7 protein-coding genes are annotated in these 17,697 nt (G+C 67.1%); all 7 read right to left on the bottom strand.

Going from position 1 to position 17,697, the window contains the following annotated elements; all coding sequences use genetic code 11:
• Positions 1-44: 44 nt before the first annotated feature.
• Positions 45-3,866, bottom strand: a complete 3,822-nt coding sequence (gene putA / locus ACZ5YA_RS09090; RefSeq protein WP_464092393.1) for a trifunctional transcriptional regulator/proline dehydrogenase/L-glutamate gamma-semialdehyde dehydrogenase — start codon at positions 3,864-3,866, stop codon at positions 45-47.
• 156 nt (positions 3,867-4,022) lie between these two features.
• On the bottom strand, positions 4,023-4,730 hold the full coding sequence (locus ACZ5YA_RS09095; RefSeq protein ID WP_251881662.1) for a PqiC family protein: 708 nt from the start codon (positions 4,728-4,730) through the stop codon (positions 4,023-4,025).
• 5 nt (positions 4,731-4,735) lie between these two features.
• Positions 4,736-6,400, bottom strand: coding sequence for a PqiB family protein (locus ACZ5YA_RS09100; RefSeq protein WP_059379874.1), 1,665 nt, complete (start codon positions 6,398-6,400; stop codon positions 4,736-4,738).
• Between the two features lie 39 nt (positions 6,401-6,439).
• Positions 6,440-7,756 carry a paraquat-inducible protein A gene (locus ACZ5YA_RS09105; RefSeq protein ID WP_059379875.1) on the bottom strand — a complete coding sequence of 439 codons (1,317 nt, stop codon included), beginning with the start codon at positions 7,754-7,756 and terminating at the stop codon, positions 6,440-6,442.
• Positions 7,757-7,764: 8 nt separating this feature from the next.
• Positions 7,765-10,077, bottom strand: a complete 2,313-nt coding sequence (clpA, locus tag ACZ5YA_RS09110) for an ATP-dependent Clp protease ATP-binding subunit ClpA (protein WP_059379976.1) — start codon at positions 10,075-10,077, stop codon at positions 7,765-7,767.
• 55 nt (positions 10,078-10,132) lie between these two features.
• The gene (pbpC, locus tag ACZ5YA_RS09115) at positions 10,133-12,355 is read right to left on the bottom strand and encodes a penicillin-binding protein 1C (RefSeq protein WP_118932829.1); all 2,223 of its coding nucleotides are present in this window, start codon (positions 12,353-12,355) and stop codon (positions 10,133-10,135) included.
• Positions 12,352-17,547: an alpha-2-macroglobulin family protein gene (locus ACZ5YA_RS09120; RefSeq protein ID WP_464092394.1), complete on the bottom strand. Its 5,196-nt coding sequence runs from the start codon at positions 17,545-17,547 to the stop codon at positions 12,352-12,354. Before ACZ5YA_RS09120 ends, pbpC begins: the two co-directional genes overlap by 4 nt.
• Between the last annotated feature and the right edge of the window lie 150 nt (positions 17,548-17,697).

Below are 17,697 nucleotides of genomic sequence, written 5' to 3' on the forward strand. Positions count from 1 at the left end.
TTGGAGATAACCCTTGGATGCCTGAGGGTTGTCCTATATCAGACTCAACCTATGGTCATGAGGCTAGCATTGCCGCCTGCCGCTGCCGTATTGACGCTGACGGAGCGCTCCGCCAGCAGGCGTTCCGGCACGTAGCCGGCGCCCGCCGCGATCGCGTCGGGGGTCAGGCCATGGACCGACAGGATGGCGCCCGGGCGCTGTGCGATGCGCTGGTTCAGCGCCTGCAGCGCGTCGCCATCGCCTTCGAACAGCACCGCCTGATAGTCCGCCTGGTCGACCTCATCGTCGGCCAGGATGCCCGCCTGCTCCTGCTGGCCGGCGTCCAGCGACGCCAGCAGCGCCTGCGCCGCGGGCGTGTCCGCGAACCAGGCATGGTTGCCGGTCAGCTTGGCGACGGACCACTGCGCCCGCGCGCCCGCTTCGGTGGCGGCCACGCAATACACGGCGCCGCGCGGCTCCACCACATAGGTATTGGTCTCGCCGGTCGGCCCAGGCAGCGCAATGCGCTGCGGCAGCGCCGCCGCCGCGTCCAGCGCCGGCGGCAGACCGGCCGGCCGCGTGCCCAGCAGACGGTGCATATAGAGCGGACCGCCGGCCTTGGGGCCGGTGCCGGACAAGCCTTCGCCGCCGAAGGGCTGCACGCCCACCACCGCGCCCACGATATTGCGGTTGACGTAGACATTGCCCGCATGGACCTGGCCGGTCACGTGTGCGATGGTCTCGTCGATGCGGGTGTGCACGCCGAAGGTCAGGCCGTAGCCGGTGCCGTTGATGGCATCCAGCAAGGCGTCGAGCTCATCGCGCTGGTAGCGCACCACGTGCAGCACGGGCCCGAACACTTCGCGCGTCAATTCGCTGACGTGGTCGATTTCGATGATGGTCGGCGGCACGAAGGTGCCGTGGCGGCATTCGCCGTTGAGTTCCACCTGGTCCACGCGATGGCCCGCGGTGCGCATCGTTTCGATGTGCCGCTGGATGCCGTTGCGCGCTTCCGTATCGATCACCGGCCCCACGTCCACCGACAGGCGGTCGGGGTTGCCCACGCTCAGTTCGCGCATCGCGCCGCGCAGCATGGTCAGCACGTGGTCGGCGTTGTCTTCCTGCACGCACAGCACGCGCAGCGCCGAACAGCGCTGCCCCGCCGAATCAAACGCGGAGGTCAGCACGTCGAACACGACCTGTTCGGACAGGGCCGAGGAATCCACCACCATGGCGTTCTGGCCACCCGTTTCGGCGATCAGCGGAATGGTGTGGCCGGCGTCGTCCAGGCGGTCCGCCAGCGTGCGCGCGATGATGCGCGCCACATCGGTGGAGCCGGTGAACATCACGCCGCGCACGCCGGGGCTTGCGACCAGCTGCGCGCCCACGGTTTCGCCGCGGCCCGGCAGCAGCTGCACGGCGCCGGCAGGCACGCCGGCCGCGCGCAGGATGGCCACGGCTTGCGCGGCGATCAGCGGCGTCTGTTCGGCGGGCTTGGCCACCACCGTGTTGCCGGCGGCCAGGGCGGCCGCGACCTGGCCGGTGAAGATGGCCAGCGGGAAGTTCCAGGGGCTGATGCACAGCACCGTGCCCAGCGGCCGGTGCGTGTCGTTGCTGAATTCCGTTTCGGCCTGGTCCGCGTAATAGCGCAGGAAGTCCACGGCCTCGCGCACCTCGGCGATGGCGTTGGGCAATGACTTGCCGGCTTCGCGCACGATCAGGCCCAGCAGGGTCTGCATCTGCTCTTCCAGCAATTGCGCGGCGCGGCGCAGGCACTGGGCGCGTTCGGCCACCGGCGTGGATTGCCAGATGGGAGCGGCATTGGCAGCGGCGCGCAGCGCGATCTCCGCCTCGTCTGCCTGCGCTTCGACCACGTGGCCCACCACGTCGCGCAGATTGGCGGGGTTGCGGACTTCCATGGCGCGCGAGGCATCCCAGGCCCCTTCGCCCTCGCCCAGCATGGGGCCGGCGCGCCACGGCATGGCGGCGCTGGCCAGCAGGGCCGCGGACAGCGAACCCAGCCGATGCTCGTTGCTCAGGTCCAGGCCCGCCGAGTTGGCGCGGGCGCCCTCCTGCGGGTCGCCATAGAGTTCGCGCGGCAGCGGAATCTTCTCGTGCGGCGCGCCCAGCGGCGCGATGCGCGCGGCGGCTTCCACCGGGTCAGCCACCAGTTGCTCGACCGGAATGCTGTCGTCGCCGATCAGGTTCACGAACGAGGTGTTGGCGCCGTTTTCCAGCAGGCGGCGCACCAGGTAGGCCAGCAGCGTTTCATGCGTGCCGACCGGCGCGTAGATGCGGCACGGACGGTTGAGCTTGCCCTGCGACAGCGCGCCCACGACTTCGTCGTACAGCGGCTCGCCCATGCCGTGCAGGCATTGGAACTCGTATTGGCCCGGGTAATAGTTCTGCCCCGCCAATTGGTAGATCGCGGACAGGGTGTAGGCATTGTGCGTGGCGAACTGCGGGAACACCGCTTCCGGCGCGCCCAGCAGCTTGCGGGCGCAGGCCAGGTAGGCCACGTCCGTGTAGACCTTGCGGGTATAGACCGGATAGCCTTCCAGGCCGTCGACCTGGGCGCGCTTGATCTCGCTGTCCCAGTACGCGCCCTTGACCAGGCGCACCATCACGCGATGGCGGCTGCGGCGGGCCAGGTCGATCACGTAGTCGATCACGAAGGGCGCGCGCTTCTGGTAGGCCTGGATGACGAAGCCGATGCCGTTCCAGCCGTCCAGCTCGGGCTCGAAACAGAGCGCCTCCAGCAGGTCCAGCGAGATCTCCAGGCGATCGGCTTCCTCGGCGTCGATGTTCAGGCCGATGTCGTAGCTGCGCGCCAACACGGTCAGTGCCTTCACGCGCGGCAGCAGCTCGGCCATGACGCGTTCGCGCTGGGCGCGCGAATACCGCGGATGCAGCGCCGACAGCTTGATCGAGATGCCCGGGCCTTCATAGATGCCGCGGCCGGCCGCGGCCTTGCCGATGGCATGGATGGCTTGCTCGTACGAGGCGTAATAGCGGTCGGCGTCCTCGGCCGTGGTCGCGGCCTCGCCCAGCATGTCGTAGGAATAGCGAAAGCCGCGGGCTTCCATCTTGCGGTTGTTGGCCAGGGCTTCGGAAATGGTCTGGCCCGACACGAACTGTTCGCCCATCATGCGCATGGCCATGTTCACGCCCTTGCGCACCAAGGGCTCGCCGCCCTTGCCGATCAGCCGGGTCAACGCCTTGGACAGCGACTGTTCGCTGCTCACGGCCACCAGCTTGCCCGTGATCATCAGGCCCCAGGTGGCGGCGTTGACGAACAGGGATTGCGAGCCGCCCATGTGCGACTTCCAGTCGCCGCGAGCCACCTTGTCGCGGATCAGCGCATCGCGCGTGGCGCGGTCGGGAATGCGCAGCAGCGCTTCGGCCAGGCACATCAGCGCCACGCCTTCCTGGCTGGACAGCGAGAACTCCTGGATCAGCCCTTCCACCCCGCCGCCGCTGCGCTTGCCGCGCAGCTTCCGGACCAGATCGGCGGCCATGGCGTGGATCTTTTCCAGATTGGGCATGCGGGCCTGGCCCAGCAGCAGCGGCACGCACTCGGGCTCGGGACGCCGGTAGGCGGCGGTGATGGCCGCGCGCAGCACCGACTGCGGCTGCACGTCCTGGCCGAATTCATAGAACGGCGGCGTGGGCGCGGAATGGCCCTCGCCCGCCTCGTCCTCGCCGCCCGCGTCCATGCCCAGGTGCGACATCTCGGCGGGCAGGTGGCCGCGCTCGATCTTGTCCAGGTAGGAAAGGATCGCCTGCTTGTGCAGCCAGTGCGGCGTGCAGTTGAGCTTTTGCGCGGCGGCCTTCAGCCGGTCGCGGAGCGCGTCGTCGACTTTAACGCCTAGGGTCGTGCTGGCCATAAGAGATTGCTTCCTGTCGCATGGCAAAGGTAGTACCGGGTCCTTGCGGGACCCGGCATGGGTAGGACCGTATGCTAGACAGGTTGCAACTTGCTTTGCACTATGGTTAACCCTAGGTTAACCATTTGAGATCAGGCGGGATTTTTGGCTGGACGATCAATCCTTGAGCGCCGCGCAGCCCAGCATCTGCACCGAGCCCGATCCCGCCGGGGTCTGCCCCCGTATGGCCGAGGCCATGGCGCCGGCCAGGCTGACCACGGCGCGCTGCTGCGCGGCGATCATGGCCGGCACGCCCTCTTCCGTCACCGGTTCCGTCACCACGCTGCGGCAAAGCAGGCCGGAACCCTTCATGTTGACCGGCCGCACGCGCCAGGTCGCATCGAGCTGGGCCATGCGGCCCGGCTCCAGCTCGAACCGCTGCACGTCGGTCTGCACGCGCCAGACCGCGGCGCCCGGCCCGGGCTTGACCAGTTGCACGTCCAGGGCGCCCAGCTCACGCTTCAGCGCGTCCGACAGTGCGCCGCGCAGCTCGTCGCCCAGCGGCGAACTCCAGCGCTCGGAGTACAGCGCCGCCAAGCTGCCCTCGCCGCTGCGCACCATCAGCTGCGGCTGGTCCGCCTGCGTCGAAATGTTGACCGGTTGCACCTCGATCAGGAAGCTGGCGGGCGCCACGCCGGCGGCCGGCGCCTGGGCCGCTGGCGCCTGCAAGGTGTGATAGTGCACGGGCGCAGACGCTCCGCAGCCAGCCAGCGCCGCCGACAAAGCCAGCAAGGACAGGAGCGGACGCAAACGGGGGGCCGCGGATCGCGGCTGCTCGGAACTCGGAGTCGCCTGGCGGGCGCGGGGGAATGGGCGTCTATTCATGGGGTTCAGTTCCTGACAGGACCGGCGCCGGGGATCGGGTCTGGGCCGCGGCCGCGCAACAAGGCCTCGGGGTTGGCTTGCAGGAAGTCGGCCAGGGCGCGCAGCGAACGGGCCGCGCGGCCCAGTTCCTGCATCGCCTTCTCCGTGTTGACCGGCAAGGACGCATCGGAGGCCAGCAGCGCGTTGACCTGCGCCATGGATTCCTTGGCCTGCTTGAGCATGTTCTGCGCTTCAGGCGCGACCTGCTTGTCCAGGCGGTTCATCAGCTTGGAGGTGCTGGCCAGCGTGGTGCGCAGGTCCTCGCCGATCTTGTCGAACGGAATCTTCTCGATCTTGGCGACGATGTTGCTGATCTGCTGCTGCAATTGGTCCAGGTTGCCGGGCACCGTCGGAATCATGGCCGGATCCGAGACCTTGAACTCAACCGGCTTGGCGTTCGGGAAGTCGTCCAGCGCCACGTACAGCTGGCCGGTCAGCAGGTTGGCGGTGCGCAGCTGCGCGCGCAGGCCGTGCTTGATCATGCCGCCCAGCAGGCGGTTGCCGGCAAGGTCGCCATCCTTGGCTGCGCGATCGCGCACTTCTTCGAACACGCGCCCCAGGCGTTCCGGATACAGGGTGGCGTCCACCAGCGAATAGAAGCGCTTGGCGATCGGATCGAAGTCCATGTTGATCTGCGTGACGTTGCCCAGCGTGATGCCGCTGAAATCGATGGGCGCGCCCACCGTCAGGCCGCGGATCGACTGGTCAAAACGCATGCGGATCGGGAAGGCCTCGCCGTCCGGATTGGCCTTGGCGGCCGCCTCGGTCGCGTACAGGTCGAACTGGGCGTCGGCCTGCGCCTGCTTGCCCGAATCGCGCGTGGTCAGGACCGGTTCGAAAGCGACGCCCCCCACCGCCATCGACACCAGCGATTGCGTGCGTACCTTGAGTCCGTCGGCGTTGACGCTGAAGTCGACGCCGCTGGCGTTCCAGAAGCGCGAGCCTTGGGTCACGAACTTGTCGTTGGGCGCGTCCACGAACACCTCGACGTTCACGGCCTTGCCGGTTTCATCCAGCGCGTAGCCGATCACGCGGCCCACGTTGATGCGGCGGAAGTACACGGGCGAGCCGATATCGAGCGAGCCCAGATCAGAGGCCCTGAGCTTGAAACGCTTGCCGGCGCGGTCATGCGTAACCGCCGGCGGAACCTCCAGGCCTTCGAAATGCAGCTTGGTAGCCTTCTTGGAACTGTCCTTGCCTTCGGCCGCGTCCACGCCGATATAGGCGCCGGACAGCAGCGTGCCCAGGCCGGACACGCCGCTCACGTCCAGACGCGGGCGCACCACCCAGAAGTTGGTGCCTTCGCGGGCCAGATCGGAAACATCCTTGGACAGCTCGGCCCGCACCACCACCTTGGTGCGGTCTTCGTTGAAGCCGATGGACTTCACCGCGCCGATGTTCACGTCCTTGTAGCGCAGCTGGGTCTTGCCGACTTCCAGCCCTTCTGCAGTATTGAACGAAATCGAGATGTCGGGCCCCGCCTGCATCCAGGTCCGCACGACCAGCGACAGGCCCATCAGGGCCGCCACGATGGGCACCAGCCAGATCCATGAAATCCGGCTCTTCTTCTTGCGCGAGATCGCGGGTGACGCGAACTTCTCTTCACCGGATCCGGGTGCTTGCTCGGACATCTACTCTTCCTTGTTCGTGGACGGAAGCCGCGGAGCTTCCTAGCCCATTTCCTTGCCGGCAAGAGACGCCGGCTGGCGCCCGCCTTCCACTGGCGGCGATTCTATTTCACTTTGTCCTTCCAGATCCCAACTGCGGCGCAGGTCGAAACTCATGGCAGACAACATGGTCAGGATCACTGTCAGCCCGAACGCCGCCGCACCCGCGCCGGCGCTGATTTCCATCAAGCCCTGGAAATCCGCCAACGCCGCCAGCAATATAACGACAAAAACATCCAGCATCGACCATTGACCGATGAACTCGACCATTTGATACAGGCGCGTGCGCGGGCGCAGGTTGGTGGTGCTGCGCCACTGTTCCGTCAACAGCAACAGCATGAGCGCCAGCAGCTTGGTCAGCGGCACCGCCACGCTGGCGATGAAGACGATCAGCGCAATATCCCAGGAGCCCATATCCCACAGTTCAACCACGCCGCCCAGGATGGTATGGGCGCTGTCGCCTAACACCGACCTGACCTGCATCACCGGCAGCACGTTGGCCGGGATATAGAACACCACGGCTGCCAGCAACAGCGCCCAGGTGCGTGCCAGATGATCGGGCTTGCGGAAATGCACCAGGGCGTCGCAACGCACGCAGTGGTGGTGTTCTTCCGGGTCGGCCGCGCGGGGCAGCGCCTGCACCTGACCACAGACATGACATCCGGTCAGTACCGTGTCCGGCGCAGTCTGGGGTATATGCACCGGCACCACGCCCACACTCTCGGCGTAGCGCCACAGCACATGCGGCGACAGCCGCCCCAGCATCGTCAACAGGATGGTCAGGATGCCGAACGCGACCAGCCCGATGCCTGGAGTCACGGCGGCCATGCCCGCCAGCTTCACCACAGCCACCAGCACGCCCAGGAGGAACACCGGAACCATGCACCAGGGCCGCAGAAAGCCCAACAGGCGCATCGCGGTACGGAAGCCCAGGGGCTCGCGGCCGCGCGAAAGCGGCCCCAACACCCACAGCAACACGGAAAGCTGCAGCATCGGCAACGCGAAGCCCGCCATGCCGGTCATGATGGCGACGACCCAGTGGTCCTGCCGCCAGGTGATGAAAATGGCGTCCAGCAAGGACGCCTGCTGCACCATGCCCTGCACGGACATCGAAGCGACGGGATAGGCGTTGGCCACCCCGAACACGATGAGGGCGGCAATGGCGAGGGCCAGCCAATTGGACAAAGTAAGCCCGCTGTAACGCCACAAGGTGGCGCCGCAGCGGGCGCAATTGGCGGTCTCGCCAGGTTCAAGCTGATGCCGGCGATAGATGCTTGCGCAGTGCTCGCACTCGATCAGCGGCTGGCGGTCCGCGGTCATTGAGTCGCCTAGTCGACCAGTTCGACTTCCTGTTTGTCAGGCGCATCCGACGAGGGCGGCTTGCCGTTCTCGTCGAAGTCCAGCTTGACCTTGCCTTCCTCGTCCAGGTCGACCGTGACCGTGCCGCCATCGACCAGCTTGCCGAACAGCAGCTCGTCGGCCAGCGCACGCCGGATGGTGTCCTGGATGAGGCGCTGCATGGGACGTGCGCCCATGAGCGGATCGAACCCTTCCTTGGCGAGATGCTCGCGCAGACTCGTGGTGAAGATGGCTTCCACGCGACGCTCGTGCAGTTGGTCTTCCAGCTGCATGAGGAACTTGTCCACCACGCGCAGGATGATTTCGCGGTCCAGCGGCGCGAACGGGATGATCGCGTCCAGGCGGTTGCGGAACTCGGGGGTGAACATGCGGCGGATTTCCGCCATTTCGTCACCCACCACGCGCGAATTCGCGAAGCCGATCGACGGACGGTTCAGGGTTTCGGCGCCCGCGTTGGTCGTCATGATGAGAATGACGTTGCGGAAGTCCGCCTTGCGGCCGTTGTTGTCGGTCAGCGTGCCGTGGTCCATGACCTGCAGCAGGATGTTGAACACATCCGGGTGCGCCTTTTCGATTTCATCGAGCAGCAGCACGCAGTGCGGCTGCTTGGTGATGGCCTCGGTCAGCAGGCCGCCCTGGTCGAAACCGACGTAGCCCGGAGGCGCGCCGATCAGGCGCGACACCGCGTGCCGCTCCATGTATTCCGACATGTCGAAACGCAGCAGCTCCACGCCCAGCGTGAAAGCCAGCTGGCGCGCGACCTCGGTCTTGCCCACGCCGGTGGGACCGGAGAACAGGAAGGCGCCGATCGGCTTTTCCGGCTTGCCCAGGCCCGAGCGCGCCATCTTGATGGCGGCAGACAGGGCTTCGATGGCGTTGTCCTGGCCGAAGACCACGGTCTTCAGGTCGCGGTCCAGCGTCGCGAGCTTGCTGCGGTCGTCGTTGGAGACGGACTGCGGCGGAATGCGCGCGATCTTGGACACGATGTTCTCGATGTCCACCTTGCCGATTACCTTCTTTTGGCGCGAGCGCGGCAGCAGGCGCTGCGCGGCGCCGGCCTCGTCGATCACGTCGATGGCCTTGTCCGGCAGATGGCGGTCATTGATGAAGCGCGCCGACAGTTCGGCCGCGGCCGACAGGGCGGCGGACGAGTAGCGCACGCTGTGGTGCTCTTCGAAGCGGCTCTTCAGGCCGCGCAGGATCTGCACGGTCTGTTCGACGCTAGGTTCGGCCACATCGATCTTCTGGAAACGGCGCGACAGCGCGTGGTCTTTTTCAAAGACGCCGCGGTATTCGGTGTAGGTGGTCGCGCCGATGCACTTGAGCTGCCCGGAAGACAAGGCGGGCTTCAAGAGGTTGGACGCGTCCAGCGTGCCGCCCGATGCCGAGCCGGCGCCGATCAGCGTATGGATCTCGTCGATGAACAGGATGGCGTCGGGGTTGCCGCGGATCTGCTTGAGCACGCCCTTCAGGCGCTGCTCGAAATCGCCGCGGTACTTGGTGCCCGCCAGCAAGGCGCCCATGTCCAGCGAAAAGACCTGGGCGGCCTGCAGGATTTCGGGCACTTCGCCGCGCGTGATGCGCCAGGCCAGGCCTTCGGCGATCGCGGTCTTGCCCACGCCGGCCTCGCCGACCAGCAGCGGATTGTTCTTGCGGCGGCGGCACAGCACCTGGATCACGCGCTCGACTTCGTGCTCGCGTCCGATGAGGGGATCGATGCGGCCCGCCAACGCGGCGGCATTCAGGTCGGTGGCGTACTGGTCCAGTGGCGACTGACGCGATTCGCCCTGCTCTTCACCATTGGTCTGCTGCTCTTTCTGCACGGCGGCGGACTCCACCTGGGGCTGTTTGGTAATGCCATGCGACAGAAAATTGACAACGTCCAGCCGCGTCACGCCCTGCTGCTGCAGGTAATACACGGCGTGCGAATCCTTTTCGCCGAAAATGGCCACGAGCACATTGGCGCCGGTAACCGGCTTCTTGCCGGTGCCTCCCGCGGATACATGCATGATGGCGCGCTGGATCACACGCTGGAATCCCAGCGTGGGCTGCGTGTCGACCTCGGCGCCGCTCGGGATCACCGGGGTGTTCTCCGAGACGAACTGGCGCAGATTGCGGCGCAGGTCGTCCAGGTTCGCGGCGCAGGCGCGCAGCACTTCAACGGCCGAAGCGTTGTCGAGCAACGCCAGCAGCAGATGCTCGACGGTAATAAATTCATGCCGGGCCGAACGGGCCTCGACGAAAGCCATATGCAGGCTGACTTCAAGCTCTTGAGAAATCACGCTTCCTCCGTAACGCATCGAAGCGGGCAAATACACGATTCATATTCTATGCCGATCATGGCGTAACGCCAGAGATTTCAAAAACCACTCTGTCGTGACGGCCTTGCGCATCCATGACGGTAAGCGTATACCGGCCGTCCATGGCCAACACTAATTTAAACGGATGACCCGACGCGCCGTGGCCAACCACGCGCCCGTCCAGCATCCACCATACTTCGCCTTCTGTTCCCTGCACATCCACATCCAGCGCCACTTCGCGCCCGCCCGGCACGGGCCGCAGCACCGAGCCGCTGGCCACGCCGCCCAGACGCAGCGGTCCGCGCGAGGCATCGGCGTAGCCGGCAAAGGACGGCGGCGCCGTTTCATTCAGCACCCAGGCCGCGCGCTGCTCCGGACATTCGCCGGACGGCACGCTGCCGAGCTTGTAACCCAGGGGCCAGCATGTCACCGCGGCCTGCACCGTTTCGGGCCTGACGCGGACCTGCTGAGCGCCTTCCGGCAAGGCCGCCACGATATCCTGCAGTAGCGGCGCCGCCACGTTTGCCCCGAAAAATCCGGGGTTGGGCGTACCATCCGGACGGCCGACCCAGACGCCCATCGTCCACCTGTCGGTCACTCCAACGGCCCAGGCGTCGCGGAATCCGAAACTGGTCCCGGTTTTCCAGGCCAGTTGCCGCGCCGGACTGCCCGACTGGTAGAACGGCCGGTCAGGATGGCCGCCGCTCTCCAGAATGTCACGGACGATCCAGGCCGCCCCAGGGCTCATCATACGGGACTCGACCCGCGGCTGCTCCGGCCGCAGCCGGGGCCGCCCGGAGACGCCCCCGCGGGCCAGGGCCCGGTAAGCGCCCACCAGTTCTTCCAATGTGGTGCCGCCCCCGCCCAAAATCAAGCTCAAATTCGGTTCCGCGCCCGCGGGCAAACGTAACCGCACCCCGCCGGCCAGCATGACCGAGGCAAAACTGCTGGGCCCGACGCGATCCAGCAGGTCCACCGCCGGCACGTTGAGCGAACGCTGCAGGGCCTGCGCCACGCTGATCGGGCCGGCGAACGCGGCCTGGAAATTGCCCGGCGCGTAGCCGCCGAACGACATCGGCGCGTCGATCAGCAGGCTTTCGGAGTGGATCAGGCCTTCGTCCAGCGCCTGCGCGTACAGAAAGGGTTTGAGCGTGGAGCCCGGCGAACGCACGCCGCGCACCATATCCACGTGGGCGGCCCGGCTTTCGTCGGAGAAGTCGGCGGAGCCGGCATAGGCCTTGACCTCCAGCGTATCGTTGTCCATCACCAACACGGCCATCGATACCTTGGGCGGCAGGCCGTCCACCCGGTCCTGCAGCATGCGCTCCACCGCCGCCTGCATGTCCGCGTCCAGGGTGGACGTGACCACGGCGGGCCGCTCGCCCGGGCGCCGGCCGGCCTTGCGCTGGCTGCCCGCTTCCTGCAGCAGGCGCTGCGCGGCCAGGGGCGCCAGCCAGCGCGCCCGCAGCGGCGGCGCAACCACGTTCTCGATCTTGGCGTCGGCCACCTCGGCCGGGGTCCAGCGGCCCAGTTCGACCATGCGGTCCAGCACCTTGTCGCGCGCGGCCTGCGCGGCCTCGGGATGACGGTCCGGCCGCAGGCGCGACGGCGCCTGCGGCAAGGCGGTCAGCATCGCCGCCTCCGCCGGGCTCAGGTCGCGCGCCGGCTTGCCCAGCCACAGGCGCGAGCCCATCTCCACGCCTTCGACGATGCCGCCCATGGGCGCGTGGGTCAGGTACAGCGACAGGATCTCGTCCTTGCTGTAGTGCATTTCCAGCTGGATGGCGCGCCAGGCCTGCCGCAGCTTCGCCGACATCGAGCGCGAGGGCTTGCCGGCCAGTTCCGGATCGATCAACCGCGCAACCTGCATGGTCAGGGTGGAGCCGCCCGACACGATACGGCGGTTGGTGGCCCACTGCCAGCCGGCGCGCGCCATCGCCACCGGGTTGACGCCCGGGTGCCAGTAGAACCAGCGGTCCTCGTAGGTCAGCAGCGTTTCCAGATAGCGTTCGGACACCTGGTCGGGTTTGACCGGATAGCGCCAGATGCCGTCGCGGCTGGGATAGTTGCGCAGCGGCGTGCCGTCCGCGGCCACGACCACGGCGGCGCCGCCCGAATCCACGGGCGGCAAGGGATAGAGGCGGTCCAGCGTGAATAACAACGCGGCCAGCGCAAACAACGCGCTGGCCGCGAAGATTCCGCGCCGCCGCCAGCGGCGGGCGCGCGAGGCGCCCGCCACGGGGGTGGCGGCGGGGGTCAAGGACGCTTGGCGCCGCGGTCGCGGATCTCTACCGTGCTCCATTGCTCGCCTACGCCCCGGATTTCAGGCCGGTACATATCTTCGGCCACCGTCGACGGCACCGCGTAGCGGCCCGGCGTCACGACGCGCACCAGATAGAACACGTCCACCTTGCCGCGGCCCAGCGACACCGCGGCCACATAGCGGTCGTCGCGGAACTCGCGGTGCTTGATGTTGGGATCGGACATGGCTTCGGCCACGCGGCGTCCGCCGATCGTCCATTCCTGCATCTCGGGGCTTTGCGACAGGTTCAGGTTTTCGACTTCAAAACCCGCCGGCACGCGGTCCACCAGCAAGCCATCCGGAATGTTCTGGTTGGCGCTGGCCTGCACCCACACCACCAGCATATCGCCGGTCTGCAGGCTGCCGCCATCCCACGGACGGCCGTCCGGACGGTACCAGCCGCGCTTGAGCTGGATCACATCGTTGCGCGGCGCGGGCGCGGTGGTCGGGCTGCCCTGGATGTCGTATTCGACGAACAGGGACTGGTTGCCGGTGTTCAGCAGCTGCGCGCCGGCCAGGTCGGCCGCCGACAGCGACACGGTCTGGTCGCTGGTGCCGCCGGCGAGCGCCTTGGTGGAACCGTTGACGGTCAGCGTGGCGGACCAGGGCGTGGCCTTGTCGCCGCCCAGGGCGCGGGCGGCCAGCAACAGCGACATCTGTTCCTGCGTCGACAGGTACGAACGGTTGCCCAGGCGGCTGGCCAACTGCGTCAGCAGGTTGTCCAGGCGCTCGTGGCGCAGCTCGTACTTGTCGGCGATCGCAAAGGCCAGCGCGTAGTCGCGCACGCCGCTGCCGTAGTCGCCCAGCCATTCGTCGTAATAGCCGGAGTTGCGGCGATTGTTGAGACCGTACTCGCGCGCCACGGCCTGGTCGAGCGCGCTCTTCATGCGCCCTTCATCGCCCATGAGCTTGAACGCAGCCGCCAGCTGGATCAGCGGCAGCGGCGAACGCGCGCGCTCCTGGTAGTTGTCGTACAGCTGGCGCACCGTGGACAGCGGCGCCTTCTTGTCGCGCGCCAGCGCCAGCGCGGCAGTGGCCAGGCCGGCGAAGCGGCGGTGGTCCTCACGCAGGATGTTGGCGTCGCTGGAATCGTAGCGTCCGGATTCGACGCCGCGCTTCAGGTTGGCCGACCAGGTGCCGAATGCGCCGGAACTCTGCTGCACCTGCTCCAGCAGCCACTGGCGCGAACGGTCCAGCGAGGCCTCGGGCACTTCGAAACCGTTGTCGCGGGCGTCCTGCATGAAGCCGACGGCGTAGGCCGTCAGCCACACGTCGCGCGAGGACGAACTGCTCCACAGGTTGTACGAACCGACGGCATTGCGCATGCCCGCCAGGCGGCCGATCGCGCCGGCCACCTTGGCGTCGCGCTCGGCCTTGGTACGCGGCTTGAGGCCGAACTGCTTGGCCGCGGCCTCATCCAGCATGACCCACGGCAGGGTCGCGCTGATGGTCTGCTCGGTGCAGCCGTAGGGATAGTTGAGCAGCCCTTCGACCAGGCGGTTGACGTTAATCGGCGGACGGTTCGAAACCGTCATGCTGACCGTGGTCGAGTCCGGATAGTAGGAAGCGATCCACGACGCCTGCGGCGCGTTGGCTTCGCCCGGATTCAGGCGCAGGCGGCGCACCTGGCGCTCGGCCGCGTAGGCCGGTTGCACCTGCAGCACGGATTCGCGCACGATGCGCACGGGCTTGCCGCCGCCCTGCCCGTCGACGGTCAGGCGCATCAGGCCCAGGCCGTACGAACCGGTGGTGGTGGCGGTGAAGCGCAACGTGGTGCGCTGCTTGTCCTTCAAGGTCACGGTCTTGACGCCGTCGACGATGGCCAGCGGGTCCAGCGCTTCCAGCTTGACCGTCACCTTCTGTTCGGCGCCGCTCAGGTTGGTCACGTCCAGCGCGATCGCTGCCTGGTCGCCCGGAGTAATGAAGCGCGGCGTGTTCAGCTCGGCCACGATGGGCGCCGCCACCACCATTTCGGTGTCGGTGCTGCCGTAGTTGTCGGGCGTGAAGGCCACCGCCATCAGGCGCAGCGTGCCGTTGAAGTCGGGCAGGTCCAGCGGGATGTCCGCCTCGCCCTGCTCGTTCAGCTTGACCGGACCGGAGAACAGGTCCACCAGCTTGACCTTCTTGGGCAGGCTCTTGCTGTCGCCGCGCATGGCGGCGTCGCCGCCCCACTTCAGCTTGCCCTTGGTGCCGTCCATTTTCTCGATCAGCTTGCCGTACATGTCCAGCAATTCGGGCGCGTAGCGGTGCTTGCCGAAGAAGTAGTCCAGCGGGTCGGGCGTCTTGTACTGATTGATGTTGAGGATGCCCACGTCCACCGCCGACAGGGTCACGGTGGCCTGCTTGCCCGAAGCGCCGTCGACCTTGACGCGCACGGTCGCCTTGGTCTCGGGCACCGCCTTGGGCGGCGCCGTCAGCTTCACGTCCAGCTTGCGGTCGGCGCTGGCGATGGGCAGGAAGGTCAGGCCCAGCGCGCGCGCCGGCGTCACGCGGTCGCCCTCGCTGCCGGGACGGAACACGGCGGCTGCAATGTACAGGTCGTGGCGCTTCCAGCTCTTGTCGACCGGAATCTCGACCTGCGTGCCGGTCGCTTTCACGGCCACCCAGGTGGACCACAGCATGCGGTCGCCTTCCACGGTGATGAGCGCCTGGCCGTCATGCGGCGGCGTCAGAGTCAGCTTGACCGTGTCGCCCGGCTTGGCCGGCACGCCTTCGAGCTTCATCTGCACGCGGTCGGGACGATTGCCCATGGCGTCGGAGTCCTGCGCGTTCCAGCCCGCATAGAAGCGGTAGCGCAGGGTCTGGCCGGTTTCGGGATCGGCGATTTCCAGGCGATAGCGGCCCCACTTCACGGGCACGGTCAGCTGGGAGCGGTCGTTCAGCGCGATCTCGCGCGAATCCAGCAATTCCTCGGTTTCGGTGTAGCCGCTGTTCCAGCCGCGCTGGTCGTCGAAACGCCAGTAGTACTGGCGATCTTCACGGTACAGACGCATCTGCGCCTGCGCCAGCGGCGCAATCTTGCCCTGCGCGTCGACGCGCAGCACTTCAAAACCGGCGGGCGCGCCTTCGCGGGCCACGTCGCCGTCGAATTGCGGACGCACGGCGATCAGGCGGTCGGCGGGCCAGACGCTGCGCTCGATCGAACGCACCACCGGACGGCCGCCGGATTCCAGCAGGCTGGCCGACACCCTCACCTTCATCGGCGAACGCGTGCCGCCGGTGCGCGGATCGACCTCGAGCTGGCCGCGGCCCTTGTCGTCCAGGGCCGTTTCGGGCAGTTCCTCGAAATGGCGGCGGGCATCGTCGGCAACGTCGCCGAAGATGAAGCCAGGCCATTGCTGGGGCAGCGCAAAACGGTCGCGCTTGACCTGGAAGCTGGACAGCAGGCGGTTGCCGGCGGCGGGCGCGCCGTAGAGATAATCGCCCTGCACGTCCACGGTCAGCGTTTCCTCCGGCGACAGCACCTCCTGGTCGGAGGTCAGCGCCATCTTCATGCGCTCGGGCAGGAATTCCTCGACCTGGAACTTCCAGGACGCGTCCGGCGCGCGCGACGCGGGGTCCACGCGCAATTCCAGCAGCCACGTGCCGGTCTGCGCGTCCAGCGGCAGATCGATGCTGCGCTCGAGATAGCCGGGCAGATCCTTTTGGGGTTGCCACAAGGTGCTCAGCACCGTACGGCCGTCGGGGCGCTTGATGGTGGCGGTCAGGGGCGACGGCGCCAGCATGCGGCCGTCCAGGTCGCGCGGCAGGACCGAGACGTTGAAGGTTTCGCCGGGGCGGTACAGGTTGCGGCCGGCGTAGACGAACAGGTTGTTGGGGCGGGAAACATGGCCGCCGGTGTCGAATTCGGACAGGTCGAGGGCGGGTTCGCCCAGGGCCAGCACCGTCATTTCCTTGTCGCGCGAGGCGCGGATGACGCGCGCATTGGCGAAACTGCCGTCAAAGCGGACATGGCCCTGGCCGTCGGCCGCGGCCTTGGCCAGCGACTTGCCTGCGCCGTCCACCAGTTCGAACACGGCGCCCGAGATGGCGGTGCCGCTCTTCAGGGATACCGAATAGGCTTCGATGCGGTCGCTGTAGCGGCGCGCGTGCAGGCCGATGTCGCTGACGTAGAAATACGTCACCTGGTACTCGTAGCGGAAACGGCCGGGCTGGCTCATCACCGCGATGTAGATGCCGGGCTCCTGGAGTTCCTTGATGCCTTCGACCGGCAGGAACGTGACATGGCGGCGGTTGGGCTTGTCGTCGGTAACGAAACGGCCTTGATAGACGCTGGTCGTCAGCGAGTTCAGGCGGTCCAGGTCCCAGTTGCTGACCGAGCCCTTCAGGCTGCGGTTGTCGGAATAGCGCCAGTTGTCCTCTTCGTCGCCGCTGTCATCCTCTTCTCCGGAGCCGGTGCTGCGGCCGATGCCCAGCACGGTGTCGAACAGTTCAGGCACGCGCTCAGGCGATACGCGCAGGAACTGCACGTCCACTTCGGAGACGTTCACCGTGGCCACGGGCAGGCCGCCATTCTGGCCGGCCGGCAGCACCACGCCGCGGCTGGCGAAATAGAACGACGGCGGCATGGCCTGCGTGTTCACCTCGCAATTCGACGCTTCCGCCAGCTTGATGCCGCCCGCGCCGGGCAGCCCGGCACGCACGGAGATCGCGTAGGAACGCTGCGGTTGCACGTAGGGGAAATAGACCATGCGGGGGTTGTCGCCCACCACCCAGTTGCCCTTCAGGATCTTGCCCTTGGGCGCCGAGTCGCCCGGCCGGACCGAGGCGGGCTGGTCGCCGTTGCTGGCGGCCGATTCGCTGTCCTTGTCGGAAGCCGAGCCCGTGTCCGTCACTTGCAGATAGCTGTCCAGGTCGGACTTGGCGTCCACCGGCTGCGTGAAGGTCACCGCCAGCGCCAGCGTATCGTTGTACTGGCGCGGCTGGCAGGAAAGCGCGGCAAACGGGTCGGCCGCGCCGACCACCGCGCTGGCGGGCAATGCCGGCTTGGCATCGCCGCCACCCGCCGTGGCCGCAGGCTGCGACACGACGGCTGGCGCCGGATTGGCGGGCTGACGCTCCTTGCCCATCCACCAGCCCACGCCGATGGCGCCGGCCAATACAACGACCCCGGCTGTCGCCAGCCAGGCCTTGCTTATCTTTCCACTCACGGTAAATCTCCCGCTTACTCAAATGCAGACGCACCGCTCCTAAGCGGCGGAGCTGCCGACCTGATCATTCCGCGCGCTTCTCGGGTACGCGGATACTGCCTATCAAAACAAAATAACCGGACAACACAACGCCGCCATGACAGGCGGCGC

It is taken from the genome of Achromobacter sp. JCM 18799 (assembly GCF_055395645.1).

Coding starts and splice junctions, on each gene's coding strand:
- putA (WP_464092393.1), bottom strand. CDS start 3,866: ATGGCCAGCACGACCCTAGGCGTTAAAGTCGACGACGCGCTCCGCGAC.
- ACZ5YA_RS09095 (WP_251881662.1), bottom strand. CDS start 4,730: ATGAATAGACGCCCATTCCCCCGCGCCCGCCAGGCGACTCCGAGTTCC.
- ACZ5YA_RS09100 (WP_059379874.1), bottom strand. CDS start 6,400: ATGTCCGAGCAAGCACCCGGATCCGGTGAAGAGAAGTTCGCGTCACCC.
- ACZ5YA_RS09105 (WP_059379875.1), bottom strand. CDS start 7,756: ATGACCGCGGACCGCCAGCCGCTGATCGAGTGCGAGCACTGCGCAAGC.